Origin of the sequence: Bradyrhizobium macuxiense (assembly GCF_007993935.1) — a bacterium.
GTDB classification, from domain to species: Bacteria; Pseudomonadota; Alphaproteobacteria; order Rhizobiales; family Xanthobacteraceae; genus Bradyrhizobium; species Bradyrhizobium macuxiense_A.
The window spans coordinates 332,153-356,008 of record NZ_VITY01000003.1 but is presented as its reverse complement, the minus strand read 5'-3'; the positions used below and the strand labels follow the sequence as shown (position 1 = coordinate 356,008).

The window sequence follows — 23,856 nt, the reverse complement described above, 5'->3', positions numbered from 1 at the left end:
GACGGCTCAGGCGAAGATGCTTGCGAACACCACGCGCTCGAACTGATCGAACGGCGACTTGTCCTGCTCGACCTTGGACCGGAGCACGGCCCCCTCCCAGGCATTGACCAGGAATGTCGCAATGGTGGCGGCAGGCAGACGCGGCTGGACGCGGCCGGCCTTCTCGGCCTCGCGCACGCAGGATTCGATCGCGCGGCTCCAGGCGGCGTAGATCTCGGCGAGACGATCGCGGACCTCCTTGCTCTGCACAGAGAGTTCTGCGCTGAAGTTCCCGATCATGCATCCGGTTTGGAAGTTCTGACGGATGGCAAGGTCCGACAAGCCACGAAAGAAGCGACGAAGCCGCTCCACAGGGTCGACACTTGTGTCGCTCAGCTGTGCGCGCCGAGCGGCGCCGTTCTGCCAGTACCGCTCCAACGCCTCCAGCGCCAAAGCTTCCTTGCTCTCGAAGTGATTGTAGAACGATCCCTTCGGGACCCCGGCGGCATCCGTGATGTCCTGAACTCCGGTGCCGTTGAAGCCATGCCGATGCAGGGTCTGCAAACCCGCCTCGATCAATTGTTCCCGGACGCTTGGTCTTGCCATGCTCAGATCTCCTGAGCGTGCAATATGACCGGTCGTCTTAAATGTCAAGAGCTGCTCACCGGGCGCACTCGGCGTAGACCGGGACAAGCGCGGGCTGCATGCTGTATTGTTCGACCAGATCGGCGTGCCGCCGAACGAACCTGACACCGCGTAGACTCAGATCGGAGAACCGAGATGGCACAGTGCATCGTCATCGTTCAATTCGACCTTCCGAAGCGAACTGAAGAACAGGCCATCAAGGGCGGCATGGGCACCGCCCCCATCTATCGAAAGCTCGCGACAAAGGGGCTGATCCGCAAAGACTACCTCAACGGCGATGCCGGCACCGGCGGCGTCTATTTGTGGGAGAGCCGGGAGGCGGCCGAAGCATGGTTCACCGAGGCCAAGATCGCCGAGCTCACCGAACGGTTCGGAGCCCGGCCGCGGCTGACCTGGTACGACACATACGTCACCGTCGACAATCTGAAGGGCGAGACGCGAGTGAACCAAACCAAGCTGATTTCCGCAGCGGAATGAAATCGACCTGAGGTCAGCGCGGAACGCCCGCATCTGAGCAAAGTGCGGGCGCTGTTTCCGACCGGGCCTCTGGCCCGACGCCTACTCGCCGCCTCCGGCGATCCCACCGGTGCTCGGTTGCAGCTTGCCGCGCGCCTGCGCGAGCGACGCCTCGCCGTCCATCACCTCCGGCCGCAACGCCTCCAGCGGCCGCTTGCGGGTCTCTATGCCGAGCACGGCAACCGCGATCGCCTGCACCACCAGCAGCCCGGCCACGACAGAAACGACGCCGGTGACGCCGAACCGGGTGAACAGCTCGACCACGATGAACGGCGTCACGATCGACATCAGGCGACCGGCGGTGTTGCAGATGCCTGACCCGCGCATCCGGAGCTCGGTCGGGAACAGCTCGGGGATATAGAGCCCCCAGGCCAGGGCCAACATCACCGCCACCGTGAAGACCAGCAGGAAGCCGATCACGACGAAGGCAACGGGATTGATGAACATCGGATAGATCAACCCGAGCCCAGCGGCTGCAAGCGACAGCACGATCAGCGACGGCTTGCGGTCGATCTTCTCGCCGATCCACATGCCCGACAGCGTGCCGAGCGGGCTGCCGAGCGTCATCAGCATGGTGTAGCCGAGCGATGACGACAGGTTGATGCCCTGCTTGACGAAGAAGGTCGGGATCCAGGCGATGAAGCCGTAGACCGCGGTGTTGAGCCCGATCAGGATCACGCAGCCGACGATGGTGCGCGCAATCAACGCGCGCGAGAACAGCCGCATGAAGCTGACGTCCGGCTGCACCGGCGCGGGCTGATAGGCCGGAGCCGGCAGCGTCCTGCCCTTGCCGACCTCCTGCTCGATCGCCGTCAGCACGGCCTCCGCTTCCGCGCTCTTGCCCTGGGTCTCGAGCCAGCGCGGCGATTCCGGCAGCGAGCGCCGCAGGAACCAGACGATCATCGCGCCGATGCCGCACAGCGCGAACATCCAGCGCCAGCCGAGATGCGGGATGACGACCCAGCCGACCAGCGTGGCGACGAACAGCGCGCCATTGGTGCAGGTCGCAAGCGCCGCGCCCCAGCGGCCGCGCTGCTGCGGCGGGATGAACTCACTGAGCACGACATAGCCGACGACGATCTCGGCGCCGAGCCCGAGCCCCATCACGAAGCGCGCCGCGATCAGCCAGTTCATCGACGGCGCAAGCGTCGCCGCTAGCGCGCTGATGCCGAAGATCAGGAGGTTGGCCTGGTAGGCGAACTTGCGGCCGAAGCGGTCGCCGGCAACGCCTGCCAGCCAGGCGCCGATCAGCATTCCGACAAAGGTCGCGGAGATGAAGCGCGCATTCTGGGCGAGGTCGGAATATCCGGACTGCACCAGCGCACCAAGAATGCTGCCGGCGAGGAAGATCTCGAAGCCGTCGACGAACAGTCCGGCGCCGATCAGCGCGAAGATCCGGTAGTGAAACCCGGCGATCGGCAATCTGTCGAGCCGCCCACCCGCGTTGACACCTGTCGTGGTCAATTCAGCCTCCCTGATTTTGATTTTGTTTTGATCGTTGTCTGCGTCGAATTTTGTGCCCGTTCTATCCGGTCGCGACGCGCGCCTCCTCGTCGGCGCTTGCATGCACGGCCTGCGGCCGCGGCAGACCGAGGTTCTCGCGCAAGGTGTCGCCCTGGTATTCGCGCTGGAACAGGCCGCGGCGTTGCAGCTCGGGCACCACGAGGCGCACGAAGTCCTGATAGGTGCCGGGCACATGGGTGGCGGCGACGACGAAGCCGTCGCAGCCGCCCTCGGTGAACCAGCGCTCCATCTGGTCGGCGACCGCCTTGGGCGAACCGACGAAGGTCGGCAGCTCGGCGAGCGTTCCCCGCCCGCTGAACTTGACGAAATCGTGCGGGGTCGGATTGGGCTTACCGCAGAGATTCATGACGCGGTCGCGGATCGCCTGTAGCCCGCTGATCGACGCAAGTTCGTCCGACGTGAAAGGCTCGTCCATCGGCTTGGCAGCGAAATCGTAGTTCAGCACCTCGGACAACAGCGTCAGCGCGTCGATCGGCTTGGCGAGGGCGTTGATCGCCGCGAACTTGTCCTCGGCCTCGGCCTGGGTCTCGGCGACGACCGGATAGACCGCCGGCGCGATGCTGATGTCCCTGCCCGTCTTGGCGAGTGTTCCCTTCAGGTCGGCGTATTGCTTCCTGGCGATGTCGAGATTGGGATAGATCACGAAGATCAGCTCGCCCCAGCGGGCCGCGAAGGTCTTGCCGCGGCCGCTCTGCCCGGCCTGGATGATGACCGGATGCCCCTGCGGCGAGCGAGGCACGGTGAACGGACCACGTGAAAGGAAGAACTGCCCGTGATGGTCGAGCCGGTGCACCTTGGCCGGGTCGGCGAACAGGCCGCTCTCGCGGTCGAAACTGACCGCGCCGTCCTCCCAGCTGTTCCAGTGCCCGAGCACGACCTCCATGAACTCATCGGCGCGGTCGTAGCGCAGATCATGGCTGAGATGCTGCGAGGCGCCGAAATTCGCGGCCTCGGAGTCATTCAGCGAGGTGACCACGTTCCAGGCGGCGCGGCCGTTCAGCAGCAAATCCATGGTCGCGAACACCCGCGCGACGTGAAACGGCTCGTAATAGGTGGTCGAATAGGTCACACCGATGCCGAGCCGCTCGGTCGCCAATCCCATCGTCAGCGCAACCGAGACCGGATCGAGCTTCGCAGCGCGCACGCCATGGCGGATGGTCTCGCGGAAATCATCGCCGAAGCGATCGGGGATCGCGAGCCGGTCGTCGAAAAAGGCGAGATGGAATTTGCCGTGCTCCAGCGTGCGTCCGATCTCCTGATAATAGTCGCGGGAGAACCAGTTCGGCTTGGAGTCCGGATGGCGCCAGGAGGCGGGATAGTTCGAGCAATTCTGGGCCTGCAGGAAGCCGATCAGTTTCATCTGCCTGGTCATGGCGTCGTTCTTTCGTGGCCGTGGGAGAATGGGTTCATGTCAGATCACCCCGTCGCTGCGCAGCGCGGCGAGCGCCGCCGCCGTCGCGCCGGCAAGCGAGGTCAGGATCTCGTCGGTGTGAGCACCGAGCGCCACGCCGGCATGTTTGAACTGCGGCGGCGTCCGGGACATTTTTGGCATCGCGCTCGGTACCGCGATCGGCCCGGCGCGCGAGGACACCTCGGCGATGTTGCCCCGGGCGCGGTATTGGGGGTCGGCGAAGATGTCCGCGATGCTGTAGATCGGCCCGCAGGGCACGTCGTAGCGCTCGCATTCCGCGAGCGCCGTTTCGAGCGGCATGGAGCCGATCCAGTCGGCGACCATGCCGTTGACCTCCTCGCGCCGTTCGAGCCGGCCGGCCATGGCCGCATAGCGCGGATCGGTCGCAAGTTCCGGCCGCTGCATCGCCTGCGCCAGGCGCTCGAACATCTTGTCGCTCGAACAGGCCAGCGCCACCCATTTGCCGTCGGCGGTCTGGTAGTGGCTGTGCGGCACGACGTTGACCGTGTCGGCGCCGAGCCGCTCGCGGACGAAGCCGGTCTTCGCAAACACAGTCGCCATCTCGTCGAGCAGGCGGAACACCGATTCATAGAGCCCGATGTCCACCACCTGGCCATGTCCGGTGGCATCGGCATGGCGCAGCGCCAGCAGCACGCCGAGCGCGCCCCACAGGCCGGAGATATAATCGGCAAGCGAAGTCGAGCCGGGCATCACGGGCTGGCGTCCGGCCTCGCCGGCGAGATAGGCGAGCCCGCTGAAGCCGTGCGCGATCCGGGCAAAGCCGGGCTTGTCACGCAGCGGGCCATCCTGCCCATAGGCGCTGATGCGCAGCATCACGAGTTTGGGGTTGATCTCGCGGAGTGCCTCGAAGCCAAGGCCCCATTTTTCCAGCGTGCCGGGCCGGAAATTCTCCAGCACGACGTCGGACTGGCGAACCAGCTCGCGGAACAGCGCAGCACCCTGCGCACTGCGCAGGTCGAGCGTGACCGACTTCTTGTTGCGGGCCTCGCTGAGCCAGACATAGGTGTCGCCGCATTCGCTCGGCGTGCCGAAGCGGCGCAGCGGATCGCCTGAGCCCGGCCGCTCGATCTTGATCACCTCGGCGCCAAAATCCGACAGCACCGTGCCACAGAACGGCGCCGCCACGAAGGTCGCGATGTCGAGCACGCGAATGCCCGCCAGCGGTGGCTCATGCAACATCGCGTGCTCCTTCTCTCCCCGCGACGGCCAAGATCGCCTCTTGGCGGTCGATGATCGCCTGCGCACGCTTCAGCACCGCAAGATCGATCAGCACGCCGTCCTGTCCGAAAGCGCCATCACCGCCAACGCTGGCGGATTGAATCCTGGCCGTGATCTCGCGTGCCCAGGCGATCTCCCGCGCCGTCGGTGAGAACACCTCGTTCGCGGTCTCGAGCTGCGACGGATGGATCGCCCATTTGCCCTCGAAGCCGAGTGCCGCGGCCCGCGCGGCGCTGGCGCGAAAGCCCGCGGCGTCGCCGAAATTGGCGTAGGGGCCGTCGATCGCCCGCAGGCCGTGGGCGCGGCAGGCATTGGCGATGCGGGCGAGCGCAAAATGCCACTGGTCGTTCCAGTGCAGGTGGCGCGCACCGCCCTCGCCGGCATCGGTGAGAACAGCGTAGCGCGGATCTGAGGCGCCGATGATCTCGCCGCAGGTGCGCAGGTCGATCGAGTAATCGCCGATGCCGAAGATGACAGCCTCCAGCCGCTCCGACGCCTGCACGATGTCCTCGACATTGGCGAGGCCGAGCGTGGTCTCGATCAGGATCTCGATGCCGAGCGGCCTAGCGCGCGGGAACTCGCGTTCGAGGCCGGTCAGCAGTGCGTCGACGAAGCGGACGTCGAAAGGCGTGCCGACCTTCGGCACCATGACGAGGTCGAGGCGCGGCGCGCGGCTGACGATCTCGATGACGTCGCGATGCGCCCATTCGGTGTCGAGGCCGTTGATCCGCACAGCTAGCGTCTTGCTGCCCCAGTCGATCCGGTTCAGCGCCTCGATCGCGAGCTCGCGCGCTTCAGGCTTGCGCGGCGGCGCAACCGCGTCCTCGAGATCGAGAAAGATGAAATCGGCCGCGCCACTGGCCGCGCGTTCGAAGAAATGGGTCGAGGTCGCGGGAACCGCGAGCTCGGAACGCTGGACGCGGCGCGTGCGCGGCTTGGTGACGGTGAAGGACATTGGAGCATCTTTTCTGCATCGCGCCGCAGGATCGTCTCCCGCGGCCAACGCAAACATGCTAGATGTCCGACACTGATCTTTCTAACGAGATTATCTTAAGAACTGTTCAGCTATTCTGATTAATCGGCGGATCACCGCAAGAGGCCAATCGATGTCGCAGATCAATTTCAAGCTGCTGCACATGTTCATCGCGGTTGCCGAAAACAAAAGCTTTCGTCAGGCCTCCGAGCAGCTCAATCGCTCGCAATCCGCGGTCAGCATGCAGATCAAGCTCCTGGAAGACCAGGTCGGCGCCGCCCTGTTCCACCGCACCACGCGGCGCGTCGAGCTGACCGCCGAGGGGCTGCAACTGTTGACCCATGCGCGGCGCGCGCTCGGTGAATGGGAGAACGGCTTGCGCGAGATCCGAGAGGTGATCGACATCCAGCGCGGCACGCTGTCGCTCGCCTGTGTGCCGACCATTGCCGCGACCATCCTGCCGCAGGCGCTGCATGCCTTCCAGGCGAGCTATCCCGGCATCAACATCAATCTGCGCGAACTTGCGGCCGAAGATATGCTGGACTGCCTGCGCCGCCGCGAGGCCGATTTCGGCATCGGCCCGGAGATGGAGGGTTCGACCGAGTTTCAGTTTGCGCCGCTGTTCAACGATCCGATCTATGCGCTGGCAACGAGAGCGTTTCCGTTTCGCAAGCGCAGCGCGGTCGACCTCACCGAATTGTCCGCCTACCCGATCCTGCTCAATTCCAAATCCGCGGCGTTGCGCTCGATGCTGGAGCGCGCGCTCGCGGTGCGCAACCTGCAAATGAAAATCAAGTTCGAGGTCGAGCACAGCTATACGCTGGCCGCGCTGGCCGGCGCCGGCCTCGGCGTCGGAATCCTGCCCAAGGTCGCCCTGCCGCGACCGGTCAGGAAAACGATGCAGGCGCTGCCGATCGTCAATCCGACGCTGGAGCGCACCGTCTGCATCGTCTCGCTGCGCGGACAATCATTCTCGCCGGCCGCGAGCGCGCTGACGTCAGTGGTTCACAAGTTCCTCAAGCCGCGCCCCTAAGCGCTGCATTCATCCCACCGGAGCGAGCGCGCGGAATGCGCCGCCGAAATAGATCAGCGGCGCCTCGCCCTCACGCAGATGCATCGCGCGGACCGCGCCAACGAAGATCGAATGCGTGTCATGCGCATGCTCGTCGATCAGTTCGCAATCGAGACCGATCAGCGCGGCCTTCAGGATCGGCGCGCCCGTTGCAAGCGACAGCCAGCCATCGCCGTCGCTGAAACGATCGTCCCGCTCGATGCCGCGGCGGCCCGCGAACACGTTTGCCAGTTCCGCATGGTCGACGCTCAGCATGTTGACGCCGAACGCGGCCGTGCGCCGGATCAACCCATGCGCGCTCGCCGAGCGGTTGACGCAGGCGATCAGCCGCGGCGGCGTGTCCGACAGCGAGCAGACCGATGTCGCGGTCATCCCGGTCCGGTCGCCCGGCCCGCCCGCGGTCAGGATCGTCACGGCGCCGGCATGATGGCGCATGGCCGCGCGATAGGACGCAGGGTCGACGCCCGCGCAAGGCGGCGCGGCGGCTCGCGAGGCTGAAGAAAGCAGGTTGCTCGGTGCGTTCATCTGACGGTTCCACGCTCGGTGACGACGAAGCCGATCCTATAGGCCAGCCGGACCGATCGCAGAAACGCAAATATCTAACCAGTTGTTCAGCTCACCCGATCAATGCCCGCCGGCCGCGCGCGTCCAGAGATAGCGGACATCCGGCTCCTTCTCCTCGTTGCGGCTCCCGTCGGTTTCCTCGACGGGCACAAAGCCGCGCGCCTCGTAGAAGCGGCGGGCCCGCGCATTGCGCTGGAAGGTCCACAGTTGCAGCTGGTCCGCGCCCTGCTGCGCGATCGCGAGCAGCGCGCCGCCGATTCCGCGCCCCTGCGCGGCCGGCTGCGCGTAGAGCTGCTCGATCCAGTCGTCCTGGAACGCAATGACGCCGCTCATTGCCTCGCCGTCGAACGCGCCCACAGCGTGCAGGCCGGAAACATCCGCTCGCGGTAGAACCAGCGGTCTTCGTCCGGCGTGTGCAGGCCGGCGAGCCAGGGCAGCGCGTGATCGAACGCCGCACGATGCACGTGCGCCGCGGCGTCCGTGTCGGCGAGCGCGAGCCGCCTAATATTCAATGCCGAACTCGTCGTAGAGACGGCGGAACACGGCCGGCAGCACCTCGGTCAGATCCTCGGCGATCAGGCCGGGCCCCGCCTCGCTGGCGCCTTCGCCGTGCAGCCACACGCCGATGCTGGCCGCCTCGAAGGCCGCGACGCCCTGCGCCAGGAAGCCCGCGATGATGCCTGACAGCACGTCGCCGGCGCCGGCGGTGGCTAGCCACGGCGGCGCGTTGGCGGCGACGGTGGCGCGGCCATCCGGAGATGCGATCACCGTATCGGCGCCCTTCAGCAGCACCACCGCGCCGGAGCGCTCGGCCGCCGCGCGCACGCGTTCGAGCTTGGAGCGGCCGGGATGCTTGTTGGAGATGTCGCTGAACAGCCGCGGAAACTCGCCCTCATGCGGGGTCAGCACCACCCCGAGCCCGTCGCTCGCCTTGATCGCCTCGAACAGCCGGTCCGGCGTGCCCGCAAAGCTGGTCAGCGCATCGGCATCGAGCACGAGGTGTCGCTGCGCAGTGAGCGCGGTGTGAACGAAGTCGCGGGTGCGTGCGCTGACGCCCGCGCCGGGGCCGATCACGCATGCATTGAGGCGCTTGTCGTCGAGCAGTTCGGCGAACTGGATCGGGTTATCGACCGCGTGCACCATCACCGCGGTCAGCGCCGCTGCGTTGACGGCAAGCGCATCGCGCGGCGAGGCCAGCGTCACGAGGCCGGCGCCGGCGCGCAGCGCTGCCCGCGCGGCGAGCCGCGCCGCCCCGGTCGAGGCGAGATCGCCCGAGACCACGACGGCATGCCCCCTCGCATATTTGTGGCCATCGATCCGCGGCACCGGAAACGACCAGCGCCAGGCCTGCGGCACGTTCTCCGCGGTCAGCGGCTTGATCTCGTCGAGCACCTGCGCATCGATGCCGATATCGGCGACGCGGACCCGGCCGCAATACATCCGGCCCGGCAGCAGCAGATGCGCGGGCTTCTTGCGAAAGAACGTGACGGTCTCGGTCGCCTGCACGGCCGCGCCCATGACAGCACTCGTGGTGCCGTTGATGCCGCTCGGCAGGTCGACCGCCAGCACCGGCGTACCGTTGGCATTAACAGCCGCGATCATATCCAGCGGATCGCCCTTCACCGGGCGGTTGAGCCCGGCACCGAACAGCGCGTCTATGATCAGCGCCGGCTTGCCGAGCGCCTGCGGATTGAACGGCAGCACGGGATATTTCCAGCCCTTCGCCGCCAGCGCGGCGTCGCCCTGCAGGCTGTCGCGCTCGCAGAGCAGGATCACCGAGACCTCACGGCCGCGCGCGGCGAGCTCGGCGGCGGCGACAAAGCCATCGCCGCCATTGTTGCCGCGGCCGGCGACCACGACGATCGGCCCCTCCTCGACCAGGTCCATCGCCGCTTCCGCGACGGCCTGGCCCGCGCTCATCATCAGCGCGAAGCCCGGCGTGCCGGCTGCGATGGTCAGCCGGTCGGCGCGCTCCATCTCGGTGGTGGTCAGAACGTCCATGCCGAATCCTCAATCGCTTCGCCTTTTCGAGAGGCAATTCCTGTGACGTTCGCGGGGTTTCTACTGGCCGACTGCATATGGATTGATCTATTTGCCTATTTGTTAGGCTTGGATATCATAGCCCATGTGGATCGATATCAGCCGACTGCCTGTTAAAAGGCTGATAACATTCCGAAATCGGGGACCTTAACAACTTGGCATAGACCCTGCTTTTGAGGAAGCCGCGTACAAGGCCGCTCGATGCGACCATTGCGCGTGTTTCCGGCCACTGGCCGGAAGGTTTAAGACCAACCAGACTGCGCCCCACGCGCATCGAACTCGACCCTGCAATCTGCAATGCCCGGGAGGCGCTCAGTGAAGAAGATTGAAGCCATCATCAAGCCCTTCAAGCTCGACGAGGTGAAAGAAGCGCTCCAGGAAGTCGGACTGCAAGGCATCACCGTGACCGAGGCCAAGGGATTTGGCCGCCAGAAGGGCCATGCCGAGCTTTATCGCGGTGCGGAATACATCGTCGACTTCCTGCCCAAGGTGAAGATCGAGATCGTGATCGGCGACGACCTGGTCGAGAAGGCGATCGACGCGATCCGCCGCGCCGCCCAGACCGGCCGGATCGGCGACGGCAAGATCTTCGTCTCCAACATCGAGGAAGCCATCCGCATCCGGACCGGCGAATCCGGGCTGGACGCTATTTAAGGGCGGTGCTATCCGGAATTTCTGACGCAAAAGAGAAAAAAGGCTGCTTCGGCAGCCTGATTTCGTTTGAGTAGTCACACGAACCCGCCAAAAGCGGGAATAACGTCGCCCACCGCCGGAAACACACCCGCACATCCATAAGGGGTATTCATGAAGACCGCCAAAGACGTCCTGAAATCGATCAAGGACAACGACGTCAAATACGTCGACCTGCGCTTCACCGATCCGCGCGGCAAGTGGCAGCACGTTACCTTCGACGTCAGCATGATCGACGACGACATCTTCGCCGAGGGCACGATGTTCGACGGCTCGTCGATCGCCGGCTGGAAGGCGATCAATGAATCCGACATGTGCCTGATGCCCGACCCGGTCACCGCGACGATCGACCCGTTCTTCGCCGAGACCACCATGGTCATCACCTGCGACGTGCTCGAGCCGACCACCGGCGAGCCCTACAACCGCGACCCACGCGGCATCGCCAAGAAGGCCGAGGCGATGGTGAAGTCGATGGGCGTGGGCGACACCGTGTTCGTCGGCCCCGAGGCCGAGTTCTTCGTGTTCGACGACGTGCGCTATTCGGCCGACCCCTACAACACCGGCTTCCGCCTCGACTCCTCCGAGCTGCCGATCAACTCGTCGACCGAATATGAAGGCGGCAACCTCGGCCACCGCATCCGCACCAAGGCCGGCTACTTCCCGGTGCCGCCGCAGGACTCGGTGCAGGACATGCGCTCCGAGATGCTCGGCGCAATGGCCAAGATGGGCGTCAAGGTCGAGAAGCACCACCATGAAGTCGCTTCGGCGCAGCACGAGCTCGGCATGAAGTTCGACACGCTGACGCTGATGGCCGACCATATGCAGATCTACAAATACTGCATCCACCAGGTCGCGCACATCTACGGCAAGACCGCCACCTTCATGCCGAAGCCGGTCTACGGCGACAACGGCTCGGGCATGCACGTCCACCAGTCGATCTGGAAGGAAGGCAAGCCGACCTTCGCCGGCAACAAGTATGCCGACCTGTCGGAGACCTGCCTGCACTACATCGGCGGTGTCATCAAGCACGCCAAGGCGATCAACGCCTTCACCAACCCGTCGACCAACTCCTACAAGCGTCTGGTCCCGGGCTATGAGGCCCCGGTGCTGCTCGCCTACTCCGCGCGCAACCGTTCGGCGGCCTGCCGCATCCCCTACACCGCGAACCCGAAGGCCAAGCGCGTCGAGGTGCGTTTCCCCGACCCGATGGCCAATCCCTATCTCGGCTTCGCCGCAATGCTGATGGCCGGCCTCGACGGCATCAAGAACAAGATCGATCCGGGCCCGGCGATGGACAAGGACCTCTACGACCTGCCGAAGGAAGAGCTGAAGCAGATCCCGACCGTCTGCGGCAGCTTGCGCGAAGCGCTCGAGAGCCTCGACAAGGATCGCGCGTTCCTCAAGAACGGCGGCGTGTTCGACGACGACTTCATCGACGCCTATATCGAGCTGAAGATGACCGAGGTCGCCCGTTTCGAAATGACCCCGCACCCGGTCGAGTTCGAGATGTACTACTCGCTGTAAGTTTGCAGCACTGAACGCATGCGAAAGGCGCTTCCGATGGAAGCGCCTTTTGTTTTTTGAGGTATCCGTCATTGCGAGGAGCGAAGCGACGAAGCGATCCATGCGTCCGCGCATGCGGAGAGATGGATTGCTTCGCTTCGCTCGCAATGACGATGTAGTGAAAGCGCCTCTTCGTCGCTTACACCTTCGCCTTGGCAACCCGCCGGCCGCCGGAATCGAGCGCGCCGAACTTGCCCGCGATCATGTCAGGCGTCGGCATCATGCCGCCGAGCGACCAGCTCGCCGGCTCGCCCTCCTCGATCTTGACCCAGACGTTGCGGCGGAAGTCCGGGTCGCCCTGCCCCTCGACCTCGACCATGAGATCGGTGACGCGCTCCAGCAGCGCCTTCTTCTGGGCGACATCGAAGATGCCGCGGACGGTGGAAATGGTGACGTAAGGCATGGTCTCTCTCCATTGCTGAGGTTGTGACAGCGCAACGAAGATGGACCTGCATGGCCCAATCAGGCAGTGGCCGATCAGACAGAGATCGGGCAATATCCGCCATGGCCTGATCGCGCCGATCGGGTAAGATGACGGCAACGCCTGGAGGTCCCATGAAGCTCGCGATCCTCGCGCTGGAAGGCTGCATGCAATCGGCGGTCGCCGGCATCGCCGACATCCTCACGCTCGGCAACCATGTGATGCAGTTGCGGGGCGGCAAGGCGCGCTTCAGCTGGCAGACGCTCTCGCTCGACGGCAAGGCGGTGCGCGCCGGCGGCGGCAAGCTGCTTGCCGTCGATGGTGCCGTCAGCAAGCGGACCGCCTTCGACGCGATCATCGTGCCGGGCAGCCTGGTCGATCATCTCACCGCCGAACGCCTGCAGCCGCAATATGACCGTGCCGGCGCCTGGCTGCGCCAGCAACATGCCAGCGGCCGCCTGATCGGCGCCTTCTGCAGCGGCGTGCTGCTGCTCGCCAATGCCGGCCTGCTCGATGGTCGCCGCGCCACCATCACCTGGTGGCTGCAGAGCGAGTTGCGCCGTCGCCATCCCAGGATCGACCTCGCCAGCGACGCCGTCATCACGCAGGCCGACCGGCTGGTCTGCGCCGCCGGGCCGATGTCATGGGTCGACCTGCTGCTGCGGCTGATCGAGCTGGTCGAGGGTCCGGAGGTCGCAAAGGTCTGCGCCGACTATGCCGTGATCGACACCGCGCAGCGCACGCAGGCGATCTTCATGCCGCTCGGCTACATGCTCGCCCAGGACCCGCTGCTGATCAAGGCGGACATGCTGGTGCGCCGCACCGGCAAGGCGCCGATCACGGTGCGCGGCCTCGCGCAGGCGCTGGGCCTGAGCGAACGCACGCTGAACCGCCGTTTCCGCGAATTGACCCACGAGCCGCCGCAGGCCTTCATCACGCGACGCCGCGTCGAGTACGCCCGCACGCTGCTGGAGACCACGGCGCAACCGATCAAGGCCATCGCCCGCGCCACCGGCTACGAGGACGAGAGCAGCTTTCGCAAAGCCTTCCGCAAGCTCACGCTGACATCGCCGCAGGCCTACCGCGCGCAGCGATCAATGCGTGCGGCGTAATCGCGGCAATCCCGCAAGACTACGGTCAGCAGTACTGACGAACCCAATGAAGTGGTGCGAACCGGCGCGTGAGCCTGTGCTTCGGAATCGACAATATCCGGAGCCGGGTGTTCACTGCCAACAAGGACCCGGAAGCGGCCTTCGACAAAACAGACACATTCAGTTTTGCATTTTGGGAGAAACGAGATGTCTTTCGTCGCACGACGAATGGCGGCGCTTTCGACCGCCATCATCATCCTCGCCGCCGGCGCAGGCGGCGCATCTGCCCAGAAGACATACGACACCGGTGCAAGCGATACTGAAATCAAGATCGGCAACATCATGCCCTACAGCGGGCCGGCATCGGCCTACGGCACCAGCGGCCGGGCCCAGGCGGCCTACTTCCGCAAGGTCAATGCCGAGGGAGGAATCAACGGCCGCAGGATCAACTTCATCTCCTACGACGACAGCTACAGTCCGCCGAAAACGGTCGAGCAGGCGCGTAGGCTCGTCGAAAGCGACGAGGTCCTGCTGATCTTCGCCGCCCTCGGCACCGCATCCAACGGCGCCATTCAGAAATACATGAACACGAAGAAGGTGCCGCAGCTGTTCATCCAGACCGGCGCGACCAAGTGGAATGATCCGCAGAACTTTCCGTGGACCATGGGCTGGCAGCCCAGCTATCAGGCCGAGGGCCGGATCTACGCCAAGCACATCCTGAAGGAAAAGCCGAACGGCAGGATCGCCGTGCTCTACCAGAACGACGATTATGGAAAGGACTACCTCAAGGGCCTGAAGGACGGCCTCGGTGACAAGGCGGCGTCGATGATCGTGACCGAGGATGCGTACGAGGTCGCCGAGCCGACCATCGACACGCATATCGTCAAGATGAAATCGATGAATGCCGATGTATTCGTCGACATTGCCACGCCGAAATTCGCGGCACAGGCCATCAAGAAGACGGCCGAGATCGGCTGGAAGCCGTTGCACATTCTCAATTCGGTCGGCTCCTCGATCGGCGCCGTGATCCAGCCGGCCGGCTTCGAGAACGCCCAAGGCATCATTTCGGTGGCCTACCTGATGGATCCGCTCGATCCGCAATGGAAGGACGACCCCGGCATGAAGGCGTTCGACGAATATCTCGCCAAATATTTCCCCGAAGGCAACCGGGCCGACAGCCTGGTGATGACAGGCTACAATTCGGCCCAGACGCTGGTTCAGGTGCTGAAGCAGTGCGGCGACGATCTCACGCGCGCGAATGTGATGAAACAGGCCGCCAACCTGAAGGCCTTCCGGACCAACAACCTGCTGCCGGGAATCACGATGAACACCAGCCCGATCGATTTCGCGCCGATCAAGCAGATGCAGCTCAGACGGCTCAAGGGCGAGAGATGGGAACTGTTCGGACCCATGCTCAGCGCGGAAGTGGGAGGGTAGCCGGCTGCGGCCACTCGCTGCGCTGCGTGGGTGGTCCGAGCACTATCGCCGTCATTGCGAGGAGCCAACGGGTCCGGCCTTTGGCCGGCCCGATGATAAACTCCGCGACGAAGCAATCCATGCATCCGCGTACGCAAAGAGATGGATTGCCTCGCTTCGCTCGCAATGACGTGGAAAGGGCTGCGTCAAAGCGAAAATTCCCCGCGGCAAGGACAGGCCACTCACACCCGGAACAGCTTCGCGTAGCGCGCCTTGATCTCCTCGCTCTGTGCCTGCACCTGGGCCGGATCGGCCTTGAGCATCTTCACCTTGTCGAGCGGCACGTGCCCGGCCTTCTCCTTCACTCCGGCGTGAAACGAGCGGTGCGCGAACTCGTCGGCCAGCATCTGCTGGGTTGCCGCGTTGAAGAAGTAGCTCTGGAACAGCCGCGCCGCGTTCGGGTTCGGCGCGCTCTTGAAGATGCCGCTCGGCACGATGATCAGCGGCGCGCCCTCGGCCGGATAGACCACCTCGACCGGCTTGCCCTGATCCTTGGCCAGCACCAGGTTGTAGTCGTTGCCGTCGGCCATGACGGCGCGCTCGCCGAGCAGGATCTTTTTCGGCGGATCGGCGGCCGACTGCACCTGCATCACCCGCTGCTGCGACAGCTTTTCCAGATAGGGCCAGCCGAGGTCGCGCGCCAGCACGAAGGTCGCGGTCAGGATCGCGCCGGAGTAGCTCGGGTGCGCCTTGACGATCTTGCCGCGCCACCGGGGATCGAGCAGATCGGCGTAGCTCTTCGGCGCCTCCTCACGCTTCACCTGCTCGGTGTTGTAACCGATCACCTCGAACCAGGCGCAGGATGTCGCCGAGGTGCCGTCGGGATCGATCTGGTCGGCCGGAAAATGTTTTGCGACGTCTTCCGGCATGTAGGCCGCGAGCCAGTCGTTCTTCTTCCAGTCGAGATAATGCGCGGGATCGGTGGAGTTGGCGACGTCGACGGCGTGGATGCCGCTGCCCTGCTCCTGGGCGATGCGCTGGAAGATCCGCTCGGCGCCGGAGCGCTCGACGCGGACGCTGATCCCGGGATATTTCTGCTCGAAGTCGCGCGCGAGGCGCTCGGCCGTGTTCAGCTCCAGCGCGCTGTAGAACGAGATCTTGCCTTCCTTCTTGGCCGCCGCGATCAGCTCCGGCGTCACGGCCTCGGCCGGCGGCGGCGCCGCCCGCAACGGTTCGGCGAACACCATGCCGGCAGCGGTGGCCGCAGTCACCTTGAGCCAGTCGCGTCTCGACCATTTGCGGTCCTGCATTCCACGCTCCCTGAATCGGGCCGTTGACCGGCCGCGCTTTGTTGCGGGAGCATAGCGCGTAGGATGGGTAGAGCGAAGCGAAACCCATCATCTCACCGCGCGGATGGCTGGTTGATGGGTTTCGCTTCGCTCTACCCATCCTAAAGACTTGATCATCGCCAACTTTGACGGAATACGCGCATCCAATTGTCAAAGGCTATTTTTCGCAACTTGGCCTCATCGAACCCGCGCCCGCGCAACGCCTGGATCAGGCTCTGGAGTTGGCTTGCATCCCTGAGCGGACGCGGCATCACCGCACCGTCGAAGTCGGATCCCAGCGCCACGTGATCCTCCCCCATCCGCTCGACCAGGTAGCCGAGATGGTTGGCGACCGCCTCGATCGGCGCGTCGGGATCGCTGTGCCCATCCGGCCGCACCTCGGACACACTGAAATTGAAGCCCACGACGCCGCCGGATGCTTTGACGGCGTCGAGCTGCCGGTCGGTCAGGTTGCGGGTCGCGGGGCAGATCGCATGCGCGCAGGCGTGGGTGACCACGATCGGAGCCGTGCTGAGTGCCACGAGATCCCAGAAGCCGCGCTCGTTGAGGTGGGCTGCATCGACCATGATTCCGAGTTCATTGCAGGCCCGCACCAGCGCCTTCCCGGCGTCCGTCAGACCGGGCCCGGTGTCCGGGGAGCGCGGATAGGCGAACGGCACGCCATGGCCGAAGATGTTGGGCCGGCTCCAGACCGGGCCGAGCGAACGCAGGCCGCGGGCATAGAGCCTCGCCAGCCCGTCCAGATCGGCGTCGATCGCTTCGGCGCCCTCGAGGTCCAGCACGATCGAAAACACCGCGTCCCGGCGCGCCGCCTCGATCTCATCCACGGTCGTTGCCCGTCGGATCTTTCCGTCGGCGCGGGCCACCATGGCCTCCAGCGCGCTCAGCTGGGCATCGATGGTGCGGCGCGCATAGGCCGCATCGAGCGGCTCGGCAAGGCGCACCTCGTAGCCGTCGGCGGTTCGCGTGAAATCGCCCTGTCGCGGATGCTCCGCCTTGGCGTACATCGCGAACAGGCCGCCAACCATGCCGCCTTCCCGGGCGCGCGGCAGATCGAGGTGGCCCTCCTCGGAACGCACGAGAAAGTCCCGACCGCCTTCCCGATATTCGGTGAGGTGCTGAGCCGCGTCATTGTGGCCATCGAAGATCGCGATCTTGGTGTGGTCCTGCACGGTGCATTCCTCTCGCCCGACTTGCGCCAAGTAGGATGGGTGGAGCGAAGCGATACCCATCATCTCGCCTCGCGGATGGCTGGTTGATGGGTTTCGCTGCGCTCTACCCATCCTACGGACCGGTTCAGTCAGCCAGCGACTGGCGGACTATTGACCGCCAGCTGAGCCGCGAAAGCCCGCTTGTAAGCGGGCCGCGCTTCGCCGCGAGCGACGTAGGCCGCAAGCTTCGGATGTCCGTCGAGCATGCCTGACGGCTTCAAGCGCAGCAGCACCGACACCATCATCAGATCGCCCGCGCTGAACGCACCGTCGAGCCAATCTGCATCGCCCAGTCGATCCGACAGCTGGTCCAGCCGCTGCCGGACCCGGTCATCGACCAGCGGCAGGCGCGCCTCGTGCCACGGCTTGTCGCGCTCGAACAGCCTCGCGGTCGCGAACTCGAGGATCGGCGGTTCCACCGTGTTGAGCGCAGCAAACATCCATGCGATCGCGCGCGCCCGGGCATTGGCGTCGTCGGGCAGCAAGCCAACATGGCGCTCGGCGAGGTGGAGCACGATCGCCCCCGTCTCGAACAGAGCGAGATCACCCTCTTGATAGGTCGGTATCTGGCCAAACGGGTGAAGCGCCAGATGCGCCGGCTCCTTCATCGCAGCAAACGAAACCAGGCGAACGTTGTAGGGTTGCCCCACCTCTTCAAGCGCCCACCGAACCCGCGTATCCCGCGCCAGTCCCTTGCCGCCGTCGGGCGACCGCTCAAAGGCGGTGATCGTGATGGTCATGCAGGCTTCTCCCCGGCGAACTCGCAGCTGGTTGTGGATCCCGGTGCGCGATGTTCACCGCGCCCGCTCGCGCTTGTCAGCGCGTCGCCATCCTAGCTCTTTTCCGGCGGGTTCTCGCGCAGGAAGCGTTCGAGATCGGGCTGCACGGAGTACGGCTGCGGAACCGGATCGCCCTGGAAGTCGACCTGAAGATCAAGGCAGCGCCGCAGCGTCCGCGCCAGTTCGCTGCGCCGATAGGGCTTGGTCAGCAGCGGAATGCCGTGGCCGCCCCGCCCCTGTTGTGCCGGCAACGCGCCGTCGCTGTAGCCTGAGGTGAACAGCACCCGCAGCGCCGGCCGCCCGGCCATCAGCGTATCGGCCAATTGCCGGCCGTTCATGCTGCCGGGCATCACGATGTCGGTGAACAGGAGATCGAATGCGGTGCCGCGGTTGACGATCTCGAGCGCAGCGTCTGCGTTTGCCGCGACCAGCACCTTGTAGCCGAGGCTTTCGAGCTGGCCTGTGACGTAGTCGCGGATCGTGGGGTCGTCCTCGACGCACAGGACGGTTTCGTCGCCGCCCCTGACCGGCTGATCGTCCTCCTCGGCCGCGCGCTGCGCGGTGCCATCTGCCTTGGGCAGATAGATCCTGAAGACGGTGCCGCTGCCCTGCTCGCTCCTGACCTCGATCCCGCCGCCGCTCTGCTTGACGAAGCCGAACACCATGCTGAGCCCGAGCCCGGTGCCTTGCCCGACCTCCTTGGTGGAGAAGAACGGATCGAAGATCTTCTCCAGATGCGACGGCGAAATTCCGGTGCCGGTGTCGGCGACCTCGATCACGAGATGGTCGCCGGCGCGCTCGACGCCGTGCGCCACGGCGTCGGGAATGCCGAGCTGGACGTTGCGGGTCGCAAACGTCAGCGTACCGCCTTCAGGCATCGCATCGCGCGCATTGATGGCGAGATTGACCAGCGCAGCGCCGAGCTGGCCGCGGTCGACAAAGGCGAGCCAGGCGCTGCGGTTAAGTTCCGTCCTGATCTCGGTCTGCGACCCCAGCGTCTGCGACAACAGGCGGACCACTTCGCCGATCAGGTCGTTGACGTCGGTCTCGGCGGGCTGCAGCGGCTGCTTGCGCGCGAAGGCCAGGAGGCTCGAGGTGAGCTGCGCGCCGCGATCGGCGGCGTCGCTGATCAGCTTGGCGATGGCGGCGAGCTGCGGGTTGTCCTTGACCCCGTCGGCAAGGATCTCGACCGTGCCGGTGATCACCGTCAGCATGTTGTTGAAGTCGTGCGCGATGCCGCCGGTCAACCGCCCGAGCGATTCCGTCTTCTGCGCCTGGATCAATTGCTCCTCGGCGATGCGGCGCTGGGTGACGTCCCGGACAAAGGAATTGATGATCCAGCCATCGCCGCGGCGCAGCGCATTGAGCGACACCTCGACCTGGAAGCGGTGGCCGTCGCGATGCACGGACGCGGTCTCGTAGCGCATGCCCATGCCGCCGCCCGCGGCCTCCTGCAGGAAGCGGGTGATGCGCTGCCGGTGCGCGACGCGAAGCTCCTCCGGAAACACCAGTTCGACGACGCGACAACCGACCGCCTCGGACCGCGTCCAGCCGGTCAACGTCTCGGCCTGCGGGCTCCAGTCGAGGACGATGCCGTCCTGGTCGGTCTGCACGAAGGCGTCGAGCGCGGTCCTGACGATGGCCTGCGCCATCTGCTCGCTTTCCACCAGCGCCTGATGCGCCTGACGCTGCGCGGTGACATCGTGCAGCACGATAACAGCGCCGCGCAAATTGCCGGCATCGTCGCGCAGCGGCCGCGCATTGACGACGAGGTAGACAGCCGGCTGCGGCGGCAGAGGTTTCACGATCAGTTCGAAATCGTCGATGTTCTCGCCGCGCAGCGCACGCGCCATCGGCGTGTCCGCGATCGGCATCTCGGTCGTACCGTCGGCATAATAGTTCTGGAAGGTGCGAACGCCTGTCAGCGTGTCGAAACCGGGCTCGACACCGTACAGCCGCCGCGCCGCTGCGTTGACGATCACGATCATCGCGTGCTCGTCGGCAACCACCACCGGATCGCGGATGCTCTCGACGGTCTTCTCCAGCAGGTGTTGCCTGCTGCCCAATTGCGCCGACAGCTCGGCAAGCGTCGCGGCGAGCTGCGCGGTCTCGTCGTTGCCGCCTGGCGTGGGAACCTGCTGGCCGCGCGACAGCGCTTCCGCCGCCCGCACCAACTGGGCCGGCGTCCTGGACAGCGATCTCGCAATCAGCTCAGCAGTCATCAACACCACCGCAACCGCGCCGCCGGCGAGCGCCATGCCCGGCCAGGTGACGCCATGGATGAAGCCCAGTGTGACCAGGAGTGTGACGACGGGAAGCATCATCCCGACCGCCAAACGGCCCGACAAATTCATCCCGACCAACTCATCGTGAGCAGCTGCACCGGAAAATGGAAAAGGAAAACAGGAGCAGGAAAGGTATTGTCAGCGCCGGGGCAATATCGGGTGGCTTGCACCCAGTTGCTTAGCCGAGTCCGGCGCCGCAATCCGCCACTTTCGTATCCGTATAAGTACGGAGGACAGCTGACTCGAGGGCGCGGGCCCATGGGTGTGATCGGGACCCGGCTTTCCCAGCCCCTCTGTTCGCAGAGCGGCGGAACGGAAGACAACAAGTCGGGAGTTCATGTTGCGGATGCTTGACCAGCGACGGCGAAACAAACTCAGTGTCGTCCCTGCGAAAGCAGGGACCCATAACCACCGACGCTGCTAGTCGCAAGATGGTGGAACAACGAGTCCCGTTCGCAAGAGGCGCCGCGGCGTATGGGTCCCTGCTTTCGCAGGGACGACAGGGCCGCGTGGAGCCCCCTACGCCGCCCGGCGCCGCTCGCGCAGCGCGTCGCCGAAGGCCTCGAACAGGGCGCGATTGATCGGGTTGCGCTGCGGGTCGTATTCGGCATGCCATTGCACGCCGAGCGCAAAGCCGGTGGCATCAGCGATGCGGATCGCCTCGATGGTGCCGTCCTCGGCGATGCCTTCGATCACGACGCGCTTGCCGGGCTCAAGGATGCCCTGGCCGTGCAGCGAATTGACGCGAATGGTCTCGCGGCCGAGGATTTTCGCGAACGCGCCGCCCGGCGTCAGGGCAACGTCGTGACGGTCGGCGAACACCACGGTCGGATCAGGATGGATCTCGCCGTTCTCCAGCCGCGGCATCCGGTGATTCATGCGGCCCGGAATCTCGCGGATCTCCGGATGCAGCGAGCCGCCGAACGCGACATTCATCTCCTGCAGGCCGCGGCAGATGCCGAAGATCGGCACGCCGCGCGCGACGCAGGCCTCCGACAGCGCCAGCGCGACATCGTCGCGGTGGATGTCATAGGGCTCGTGCGCGGCACAGGGTTCGGTGTTGAAGCGGGTCGGATGAACGTTGGCGCGGGCCCCGGTCAGTACGACGCCGTCGACCACGTCGAGCAATGCGCCGACCTCGGTGATCTCGGGGCTGCCTGCGAACATCAGGGGCACGGCGCCCGACACCTCGGCAACCGCGCGAAGGTTGCGCTCTCCGACCATCTGGACCGTGAAACGATTTTCGATGCGATGGGCGTTTCCGATCACGCCGACCACGGGCCGTCTCATTATTGAAGTCTCGCGCAATGATTCTTCTAAGTTTGCGACGTTGCGGAGACGATCATGCCTTCGAGTTCCCCGGGGATCAACTGCCTAGTTCTGCACAGGGGGGCTTGCAGTCCTGCACAGATTAGCTCCCCCGGAGCCTCCCAATCCGGCCGGGCGCCCTCCGGCGCGTCAGCGGCAAACCGGCACGGTCCCGCCAGCTTGATCCCGGCGGGATTTTCGCCAAAGACTGCTCGGAGACCGTCGCGAAGGGGGAATCACCCGTGACAGACCCGGCTGACAATCGCCTGGAGGCCCGCAACGACATGGCGTGGGCGATCGCCGTCGGCGGCATCGGCATCGTGCTGTTCGCCGCCCTGCTGCTGTTCGCCTGGCAATTCGCGGCGACCTTGTTCCTGCTGTTCTCGGGCATGCTGCTCGGCGTCGGCCTCAACGCAATGACCACCCTGCTCGGCCGGCTGACCGGGCTGCCGCATGCGTTGCGGCTTGCCATCGTCTGCCTGGCGCTGGCGGGACTATTGTCCGGCATCGTGTTCCTCGGCGGCACCACCATCGCACAGCAGGCCACGGTGCTGAGCAACACGATCAAATCGCAGCTCGGCAGCGTCAAGGAGTTCCTCGAGCAGCACGGTGTCGATACCAGCTATCTCGATTTCACCAATGCCGCCGGCGAAGCCAAGCCGGAAGGCACAGCGGTGCCGACCACCACGACGACAACGACGACGCCCGCAACATCACAATCCCATGGCATCCCCGGCGCCGGCGCGCTGGCCTCCAGCGGCGGCGCCATCATCAGTCAGACCCTGAAGGTGCTGCTCGGCACCGTCAGCGTTGTCGGCAATTTCTTCATCGTGCTGTTCCTCGGGCTCGCTTTCGCAGCCCAGCCGAGCATCTACCGCGCCGGACTGCTGTTCATCGCGCCGGCCAAATACCGCGCGCAGGCGACTGTCATCGTCGACCGCATCGGCGAGACGCTGGAGCGCTGGCTGATCGCGCAGATCATCACGATGGCCGCGGTATTCCTCGTCACCTGGATCGGGCTTGCCATCATCGGCATTCCGAGCTCGTTCATCCTCGGCATCCAGGCCGGCCTGCTCGCCTTCATCCCGACGGTCGGCGCGATCCTCGGCGGACTGATCGTGGTGCTGGCGAGCCTCGCGACCGGGTGGATCGCGGCGCTGTCGGCCTTCATCCTGTTCCTCGGCGTCCACGCCCTGGAAAGCTACGTGCTGACCCCGATCATCCAGCGCCAGGCGCTCGACATCCCGCCGGCAACGCTGTTCGCATTCCAGATCCTGCTCGGCGTCGTGTTCGGCATCTGGGGGCTGGCGCTGGCGCTGCCGCTGATGGCGATCGCCAAGGTGATGATCGATCACTTCAAGGCGGAGGACCAGGCGGCCGCGAAAGCAGCCTGATCTCGCCCCGGGATGACGATGATGGACTGCGTATCCATGCTCCATCCCCGTCATTGCGAGCGACGCGAAGCATCGCGCGGCATACGCGGGAGCATGGAGTGCTTCGTCGCAATGACGACGGTGGCTCAGGAGAACAGCAGCGCCGTCCCCAGGACAATCAGCATCACGCCGAGCAGCAGCGCGATCGGCCAGTGGCGCTTCGGCTGCTCGTATCGCCCTTGCGCGCGCCGTTCGGCGATCAACGCGGTCTCGTACTCATCGGAGTCCGAGAACAGGCAGGCGAAGCCGCTGCGCGCCGAAACCGCGTCGGCTTCGAGCGACATCAGGGCTGACTGCGGATTGCGGCTGCGGATCGACTCCATGCCCGAAAGCATGGGATCGAATGG

General features: G+C 65.2%; 23 protein-coding genes. 7 read left to right on the top strand and 16 right to left on the bottom strand.

Going from position 1 to position 23,856, the window contains the following annotated elements:
- Window positions 1–6: 6 nt before the first annotated feature.
- The gene (locus FBZ93_RS09610) at window positions 7–585 is read right to left on the bottom strand and encodes a TetR/AcrR family transcriptional regulator (protein ID WP_146985669.1); all 579 of its coding nucleotides are present in this window, start codon (window positions 583–585) and stop codon (window positions 7–9) included.
- A 174-nt stretch (window positions 586–759) separates the two neighbouring features.
- Between FBZ93_RS09610 and FBZ93_RS09605 the strand changes: the two genes are divergently transcribed.
- Window positions 760–1,101 (top strand): monooxygenase, encoded by a 342-nt coding sequence (locus FBZ93_RS09605; protein WP_146985668.1) that lies wholly within the window; start codon window positions 760–762, stop codon window positions 1,099–1,101.
- Window positions 1,102–1,182: 81 nt separating this feature from the next.
- On the opposite strand, the gene FBZ93_RS09600 is transcribed toward FBZ93_RS09605, so the two are convergent.
- The 4 genes from FBZ93_RS09600 to FBZ93_RS09585 all read right to left on the bottom strand — a co-directional run bounded on the left by FBZ93_RS09600 (window position 1,183) and on the right by FBZ93_RS09585 (window position 6,269).
- Window positions 1,183–2,604, bottom strand: coding sequence for an MFS transporter (locus FBZ93_RS09600; RefSeq protein WP_208763982.1), 1,422 nt, complete (start codon window positions 2,602–2,604; stop codon window positions 1,183–1,185).
- 61 nt (window positions 2,605–2,665) lie between these two features.
- Complete coding sequence (locus FBZ93_RS09595) at window positions 2,666–4,036, bottom strand: LLM class flavin-dependent oxidoreductase (protein WP_146985667.1); 1,371 nt, start codon at window positions 4,034–4,036, stop codon at window positions 2,666–2,668.
- 39 nt (window positions 4,037–4,075) lie between these two features.
- Window positions 4,076–5,275 (bottom strand): CaiB/BaiF CoA transferase family protein, encoded by a 1,200-nt coding sequence (locus FBZ93_RS09590; protein WP_146985666.1) that lies wholly within the window; start codon window positions 5,273–5,275, stop codon window positions 4,076–4,078.
- Complete coding sequence (locus FBZ93_RS09585; RefSeq protein ID WP_146985665.1) at window positions 5,265–6,269, bottom strand: HpcH/HpaI aldolase/citrate lyase family protein; 1,005 nt, start codon at window positions 6,267–6,269, stop codon at window positions 5,265–5,267. The genes FBZ93_RS09590 and FBZ93_RS09585 overlap by 11 nt, the downstream gene beginning before the upstream one ends.
- 151 nt (window positions 6,270–6,420) lie before the next feature.
- Here FBZ93_RS09585 and FBZ93_RS09580 point away from each other — a divergent pair, with 151 nt between their 5' ends.
- Entirely contained in the window at window positions 6,421–7,320 is a 900-nt protein-coding gene (locus FBZ93_RS09580; protein ID WP_146985664.1) for a LysR family transcriptional regulator, read from the top strand.
- A gap of 9 nt (window positions 7,321–7,329) precedes the next feature.
- On the opposite strand, the gene FBZ93_RS09575 is transcribed toward FBZ93_RS09580, so the two are convergent.
- The 4 genes from FBZ93_RS09575 to FBZ93_RS09560 form a co-directional block, all read right to left on the bottom strand.
- The gene (locus tag FBZ93_RS09575; RefSeq protein ID WP_146985663.1) at window positions 7,330–7,884 is read right to left on the bottom strand and encodes a flavin reductase family protein; all 555 of its coding nucleotides are present in this window, start codon (window positions 7,882–7,884) and stop codon (window positions 7,330–7,332) included.
- Between the two features lie 99 nt (window positions 7,885–7,983).
- On the bottom strand, window positions 7,984–8,256 hold the full coding sequence (locus FBZ93_RS41920; RefSeq protein ID WP_146985662.1) for a GNAT family N-acetyltransferase: 273 nt from the start codon (window positions 8,254–8,256) through the stop codon (window positions 7,984–7,986).
- Window positions 8,253–8,435, bottom strand: coding sequence for a hypothetical protein (locus tag FBZ93_RS41915; protein ID WP_146985661.1), 183 nt, complete (start codon window positions 8,433–8,435; stop codon window positions 8,253–8,255). Before FBZ93_RS41915 ends, FBZ93_RS41920 begins: the two co-directional genes overlap by 4 nt.
- Entirely contained in the window at window positions 8,425–9,924 is a 1,500-nt protein-coding gene (locus tag FBZ93_RS09560) for an NAD(P)H-hydrate dehydratase (RefSeq protein ID WP_146985660.1), read from the bottom strand. Before FBZ93_RS09560 ends, FBZ93_RS41915 begins: the two co-directional genes overlap by 11 nt.
- Window positions 9,925–10,278: 354 nt before the next feature.
- Between FBZ93_RS09560 and FBZ93_RS09555 the strand changes: the two genes are divergently transcribed.
- Both FBZ93_RS09555 and glnA read left to right on the top strand, forming a co-directional pair.
- Window positions 10,279–10,617, top strand: coding sequence for a P-II family nitrogen regulator (locus FBZ93_RS09555; protein WP_011441447.1), 339 nt, complete (start codon window positions 10,279–10,281; stop codon window positions 10,615–10,617).
- 150 nt (window positions 10,618–10,767) lie between these two features.
- Window positions 10,768–12,177, top strand: a complete 1,410-nt coding sequence (glnA, locus tag FBZ93_RS09550; RefSeq protein ID WP_074127279.1) for a type I glutamate--ammonia ligase — start codon at window positions 10,768–10,770, stop codon at window positions 12,175–12,177.
- A 178-nt stretch (window positions 12,178–12,355) separates the two neighbouring features.
- Here the strand turns inward: glnA and FBZ93_RS09545 are convergent, their stop codons facing one another.
- Window positions 12,356–12,619 carry a tautomerase family protein gene (locus FBZ93_RS09545; protein ID WP_146985659.1) on the bottom strand — a complete coding sequence of 88 codons (264 nt, stop codon included), beginning with the start codon at window positions 12,617–12,619 and terminating at the stop codon, window positions 12,356–12,358.
- A 152-nt stretch (window positions 12,620–12,771) separates the two neighbouring features.
- Here FBZ93_RS09545 and FBZ93_RS09540 point away from each other — a divergent pair, with 152 nt between their 5' ends.
- Together FBZ93_RS09540 and FBZ93_RS09535 are read left to right on the top strand one after the other, a co-directional pair.
- Window positions 12,772–13,749, top strand: a complete 978-nt coding sequence (locus FBZ93_RS09540) for a GlxA family transcriptional regulator (RefSeq protein ID WP_146985658.1) — start codon at window positions 12,772–12,774, stop codon at window positions 13,747–13,749.
- A 186-nt stretch (window positions 13,750–13,935) separates the two neighbouring features.
- On the top strand, window positions 13,936–15,165 hold the full coding sequence (locus tag FBZ93_RS09535; protein WP_146985657.1) for an ABC transporter substrate-binding protein: 1,230 nt from the start codon (window positions 13,936–13,938) through the stop codon (window positions 15,163–15,165).
- Window positions 15,166–15,386: 221 nt separating this feature from the next.
- Here FBZ93_RS09535 and FBZ93_RS09530 read toward each other — a convergent pair whose 3' ends face one another.
- From FBZ93_RS09530 to FBZ93_RS09510, 5 genes are all read right to left on the bottom strand, one after another.
- Complete coding sequence (locus FBZ93_RS09530; protein ID WP_146985656.1) at window positions 15,387–16,454, bottom strand: ABC transporter substrate-binding protein; 1,068 nt, start codon at window positions 16,452–16,454, stop codon at window positions 15,387–15,389.
- A 152-nt stretch (window positions 16,455–16,606) separates the two neighbouring features.
- A complete protein-coding gene (locus FBZ93_RS09525; protein WP_246667424.1) occupies window positions 16,607–17,665 on the bottom strand; it encodes a dipeptidase in 1,059 nt (352 codons plus the stop codon).
- Window positions 17,666–17,793: 128 nt separating this feature from the next.
- Window positions 17,794–18,444, bottom strand: a complete 651-nt coding sequence (locus FBZ93_RS09520; protein ID WP_146985654.1) for a glutathione S-transferase family protein — start codon at window positions 18,442–18,444, stop codon at window positions 17,794–17,796.
- A gap of 92 nt (window positions 18,445–18,536) precedes the next feature.
- Entirely contained in the window at window positions 18,537–20,807 is a 2,271-nt protein-coding gene (locus FBZ93_RS09515) for a PAS domain S-box protein (RefSeq protein ID WP_246667423.1), read from the bottom strand.
- 480 nt (window positions 20,808–21,287) lie between these two features.
- Window positions 21,288–22,058 (bottom strand): gamma-glutamyl-gamma-aminobutyrate hydrolase family protein, encoded by a 771-nt coding sequence (locus tag FBZ93_RS09510; RefSeq protein WP_050627340.1) that lies wholly within the window; start codon window positions 22,056–22,058, stop codon window positions 21,288–21,290.
- 260 nt (window positions 22,059–22,318) lie between these two features.
- Here FBZ93_RS09510 and FBZ93_RS09505 point away from each other — a divergent pair, with 260 nt between their 5' ends.
- The gene (locus FBZ93_RS09505; RefSeq protein WP_146985652.1) at window positions 22,319–23,470 is read left to right on the top strand and encodes an AI-2E family transporter; all 1,152 of its coding nucleotides are present in this window, start codon (window positions 22,319–22,321) and stop codon (window positions 23,468–23,470) included.
- A 125-nt stretch (window positions 23,471–23,595) separates the two neighbouring features.
- Here FBZ93_RS09505 and FBZ93_RS09500 read toward each other — a convergent pair whose 3' ends face one another.
- Window positions 23,596–23,832 (bottom strand): hypothetical protein, encoded by a 237-nt coding sequence (locus FBZ93_RS09500; protein ID WP_146986007.1) that lies wholly within the window; start codon window positions 23,830–23,832, stop codon window positions 23,596–23,598.
- Window positions 23,833–23,856: the final 24 nt, after the last annotated feature.

What these genes read in the sequence shown, in the direction of transcription:
- FBZ93_RS09590 (WP_146985666.1), bottom strand. Translation starts at nt 5,275, where the DNA reads ATGTTGCATGAGCCACCGCTGGCGGGCATTCGCGTGCTCGACATCGCG.
- FBZ93_RS09610 (WP_146985669.1), bottom strand. Translation starts at nt 585, where the DNA reads ATGGCAAGACCAAGCGTCCGGGAACAATTGATCGAGGCGGGTTTGCAG.
- FBZ93_RS09595 (WP_146985667.1), bottom strand. Translation starts at nt 4,036, where the DNA reads ATGACCAGGCAGATGAAACTGATCGGCTTCCTGCAGGCCCAGAATTGC.
- FBZ93_RS09605 (WP_146985668.1), top strand. Translation starts at nt 760, where the DNA reads ATGGCACAGTGCATCGTCATCGTTCAATTCGACCTTCCGAAGCGAACT.
- FBZ93_RS41920 (WP_146985662.1), bottom strand. Translation starts at nt 8,256, where the DNA reads ATGAGCGGCGTCATTGCGTTCCAGGACGACTGGATCGAGCAGCTCTAC.
- FBZ93_RS09515 (WP_246667423.1), bottom strand. Translation starts at nt 20,807, where the DNA reads ATGATGCTTCCCGTCGTCACACTCCTGGTCACACTGGGCTTCATCCAT.
- FBZ93_RS09540 (WP_146985658.1), top strand. Translation starts at nt 12,772, where the DNA reads ATGAAGCTCGCGATCCTCGCGCTGGAAGGCTGCATGCAATCGGCGGTC.
- FBZ93_RS09580 (WP_146985664.1), top strand. Translation starts at nt 6,421, where the DNA reads ATGTCGCAGATCAATTTCAAGCTGCTGCACATGTTCATCGCGGTTGCC.
- FBZ93_RS09585 (WP_146985665.1), bottom strand. Translation starts at nt 6,269, where the DNA reads ATGTCCTTCACCGTCACCAAGCCGCGCACGCGCCGCGTCCAGCGTTCC.
- FBZ93_RS09535 (WP_146985657.1), top strand. Translation starts at nt 13,936, where the DNA reads ATGTCTTTCGTCGCACGACGAATGGCGGCGCTTTCGACCGCCATCATC.
- FBZ93_RS09530 (WP_146985656.1), bottom strand. Translation starts at nt 16,454, where the DNA reads ATGCAGGACCGCAAATGGTCGAGACGCGACTGGCTCAAGGTGACTGCG.
- glnA (WP_074127279.1), top strand. Translation starts at nt 10,768, where the DNA reads ATGAAGACCGCCAAAGACGTCCTGAAATCGATCAAGGACAACGACGTC.
- FBZ93_RS09545 (WP_146985659.1), bottom strand. Translation starts at nt 12,619, where the DNA reads ATGCCTTACGTCACCATTTCCACCGTCCGCGGCATCTTCGATGTCGCC.
- FBZ93_RS09520 (WP_146985654.1), bottom strand. Translation starts at nt 18,444, where the DNA reads ATGACCATCACGATCACCGCCTTTGAGCGGTCGCCCGACGGCGGCAAG.
- FBZ93_RS09560 (WP_146985660.1), bottom strand. Translation starts at nt 9,924, where the DNA reads ATGGACGTTCTGACCACCACCGAGATGGAGCGCGCCGACCGGCTGACC.
- FBZ93_RS09510 (WP_050627340.1), bottom strand. Translation starts at nt 22,058, where the DNA reads ATGAGACGGCCCGTGGTCGGCGTGATCGGAAACGCCCATCGCATCGAA.
- FBZ93_RS09500 (WP_146986007.1), bottom strand. Translation starts at nt 23,832, where the DNA reads ATGGAGTCGATCCGCAGCCGCAATCCGCAGTCAGCCCTGATGTCGCTC.
- FBZ93_RS09575 (WP_146985663.1), bottom strand. Translation starts at nt 7,884, where the DNA reads ATGAACGCACCGAGCAACCTGCTTTCTTCAGCCTCGCGAGCCGCCGCG.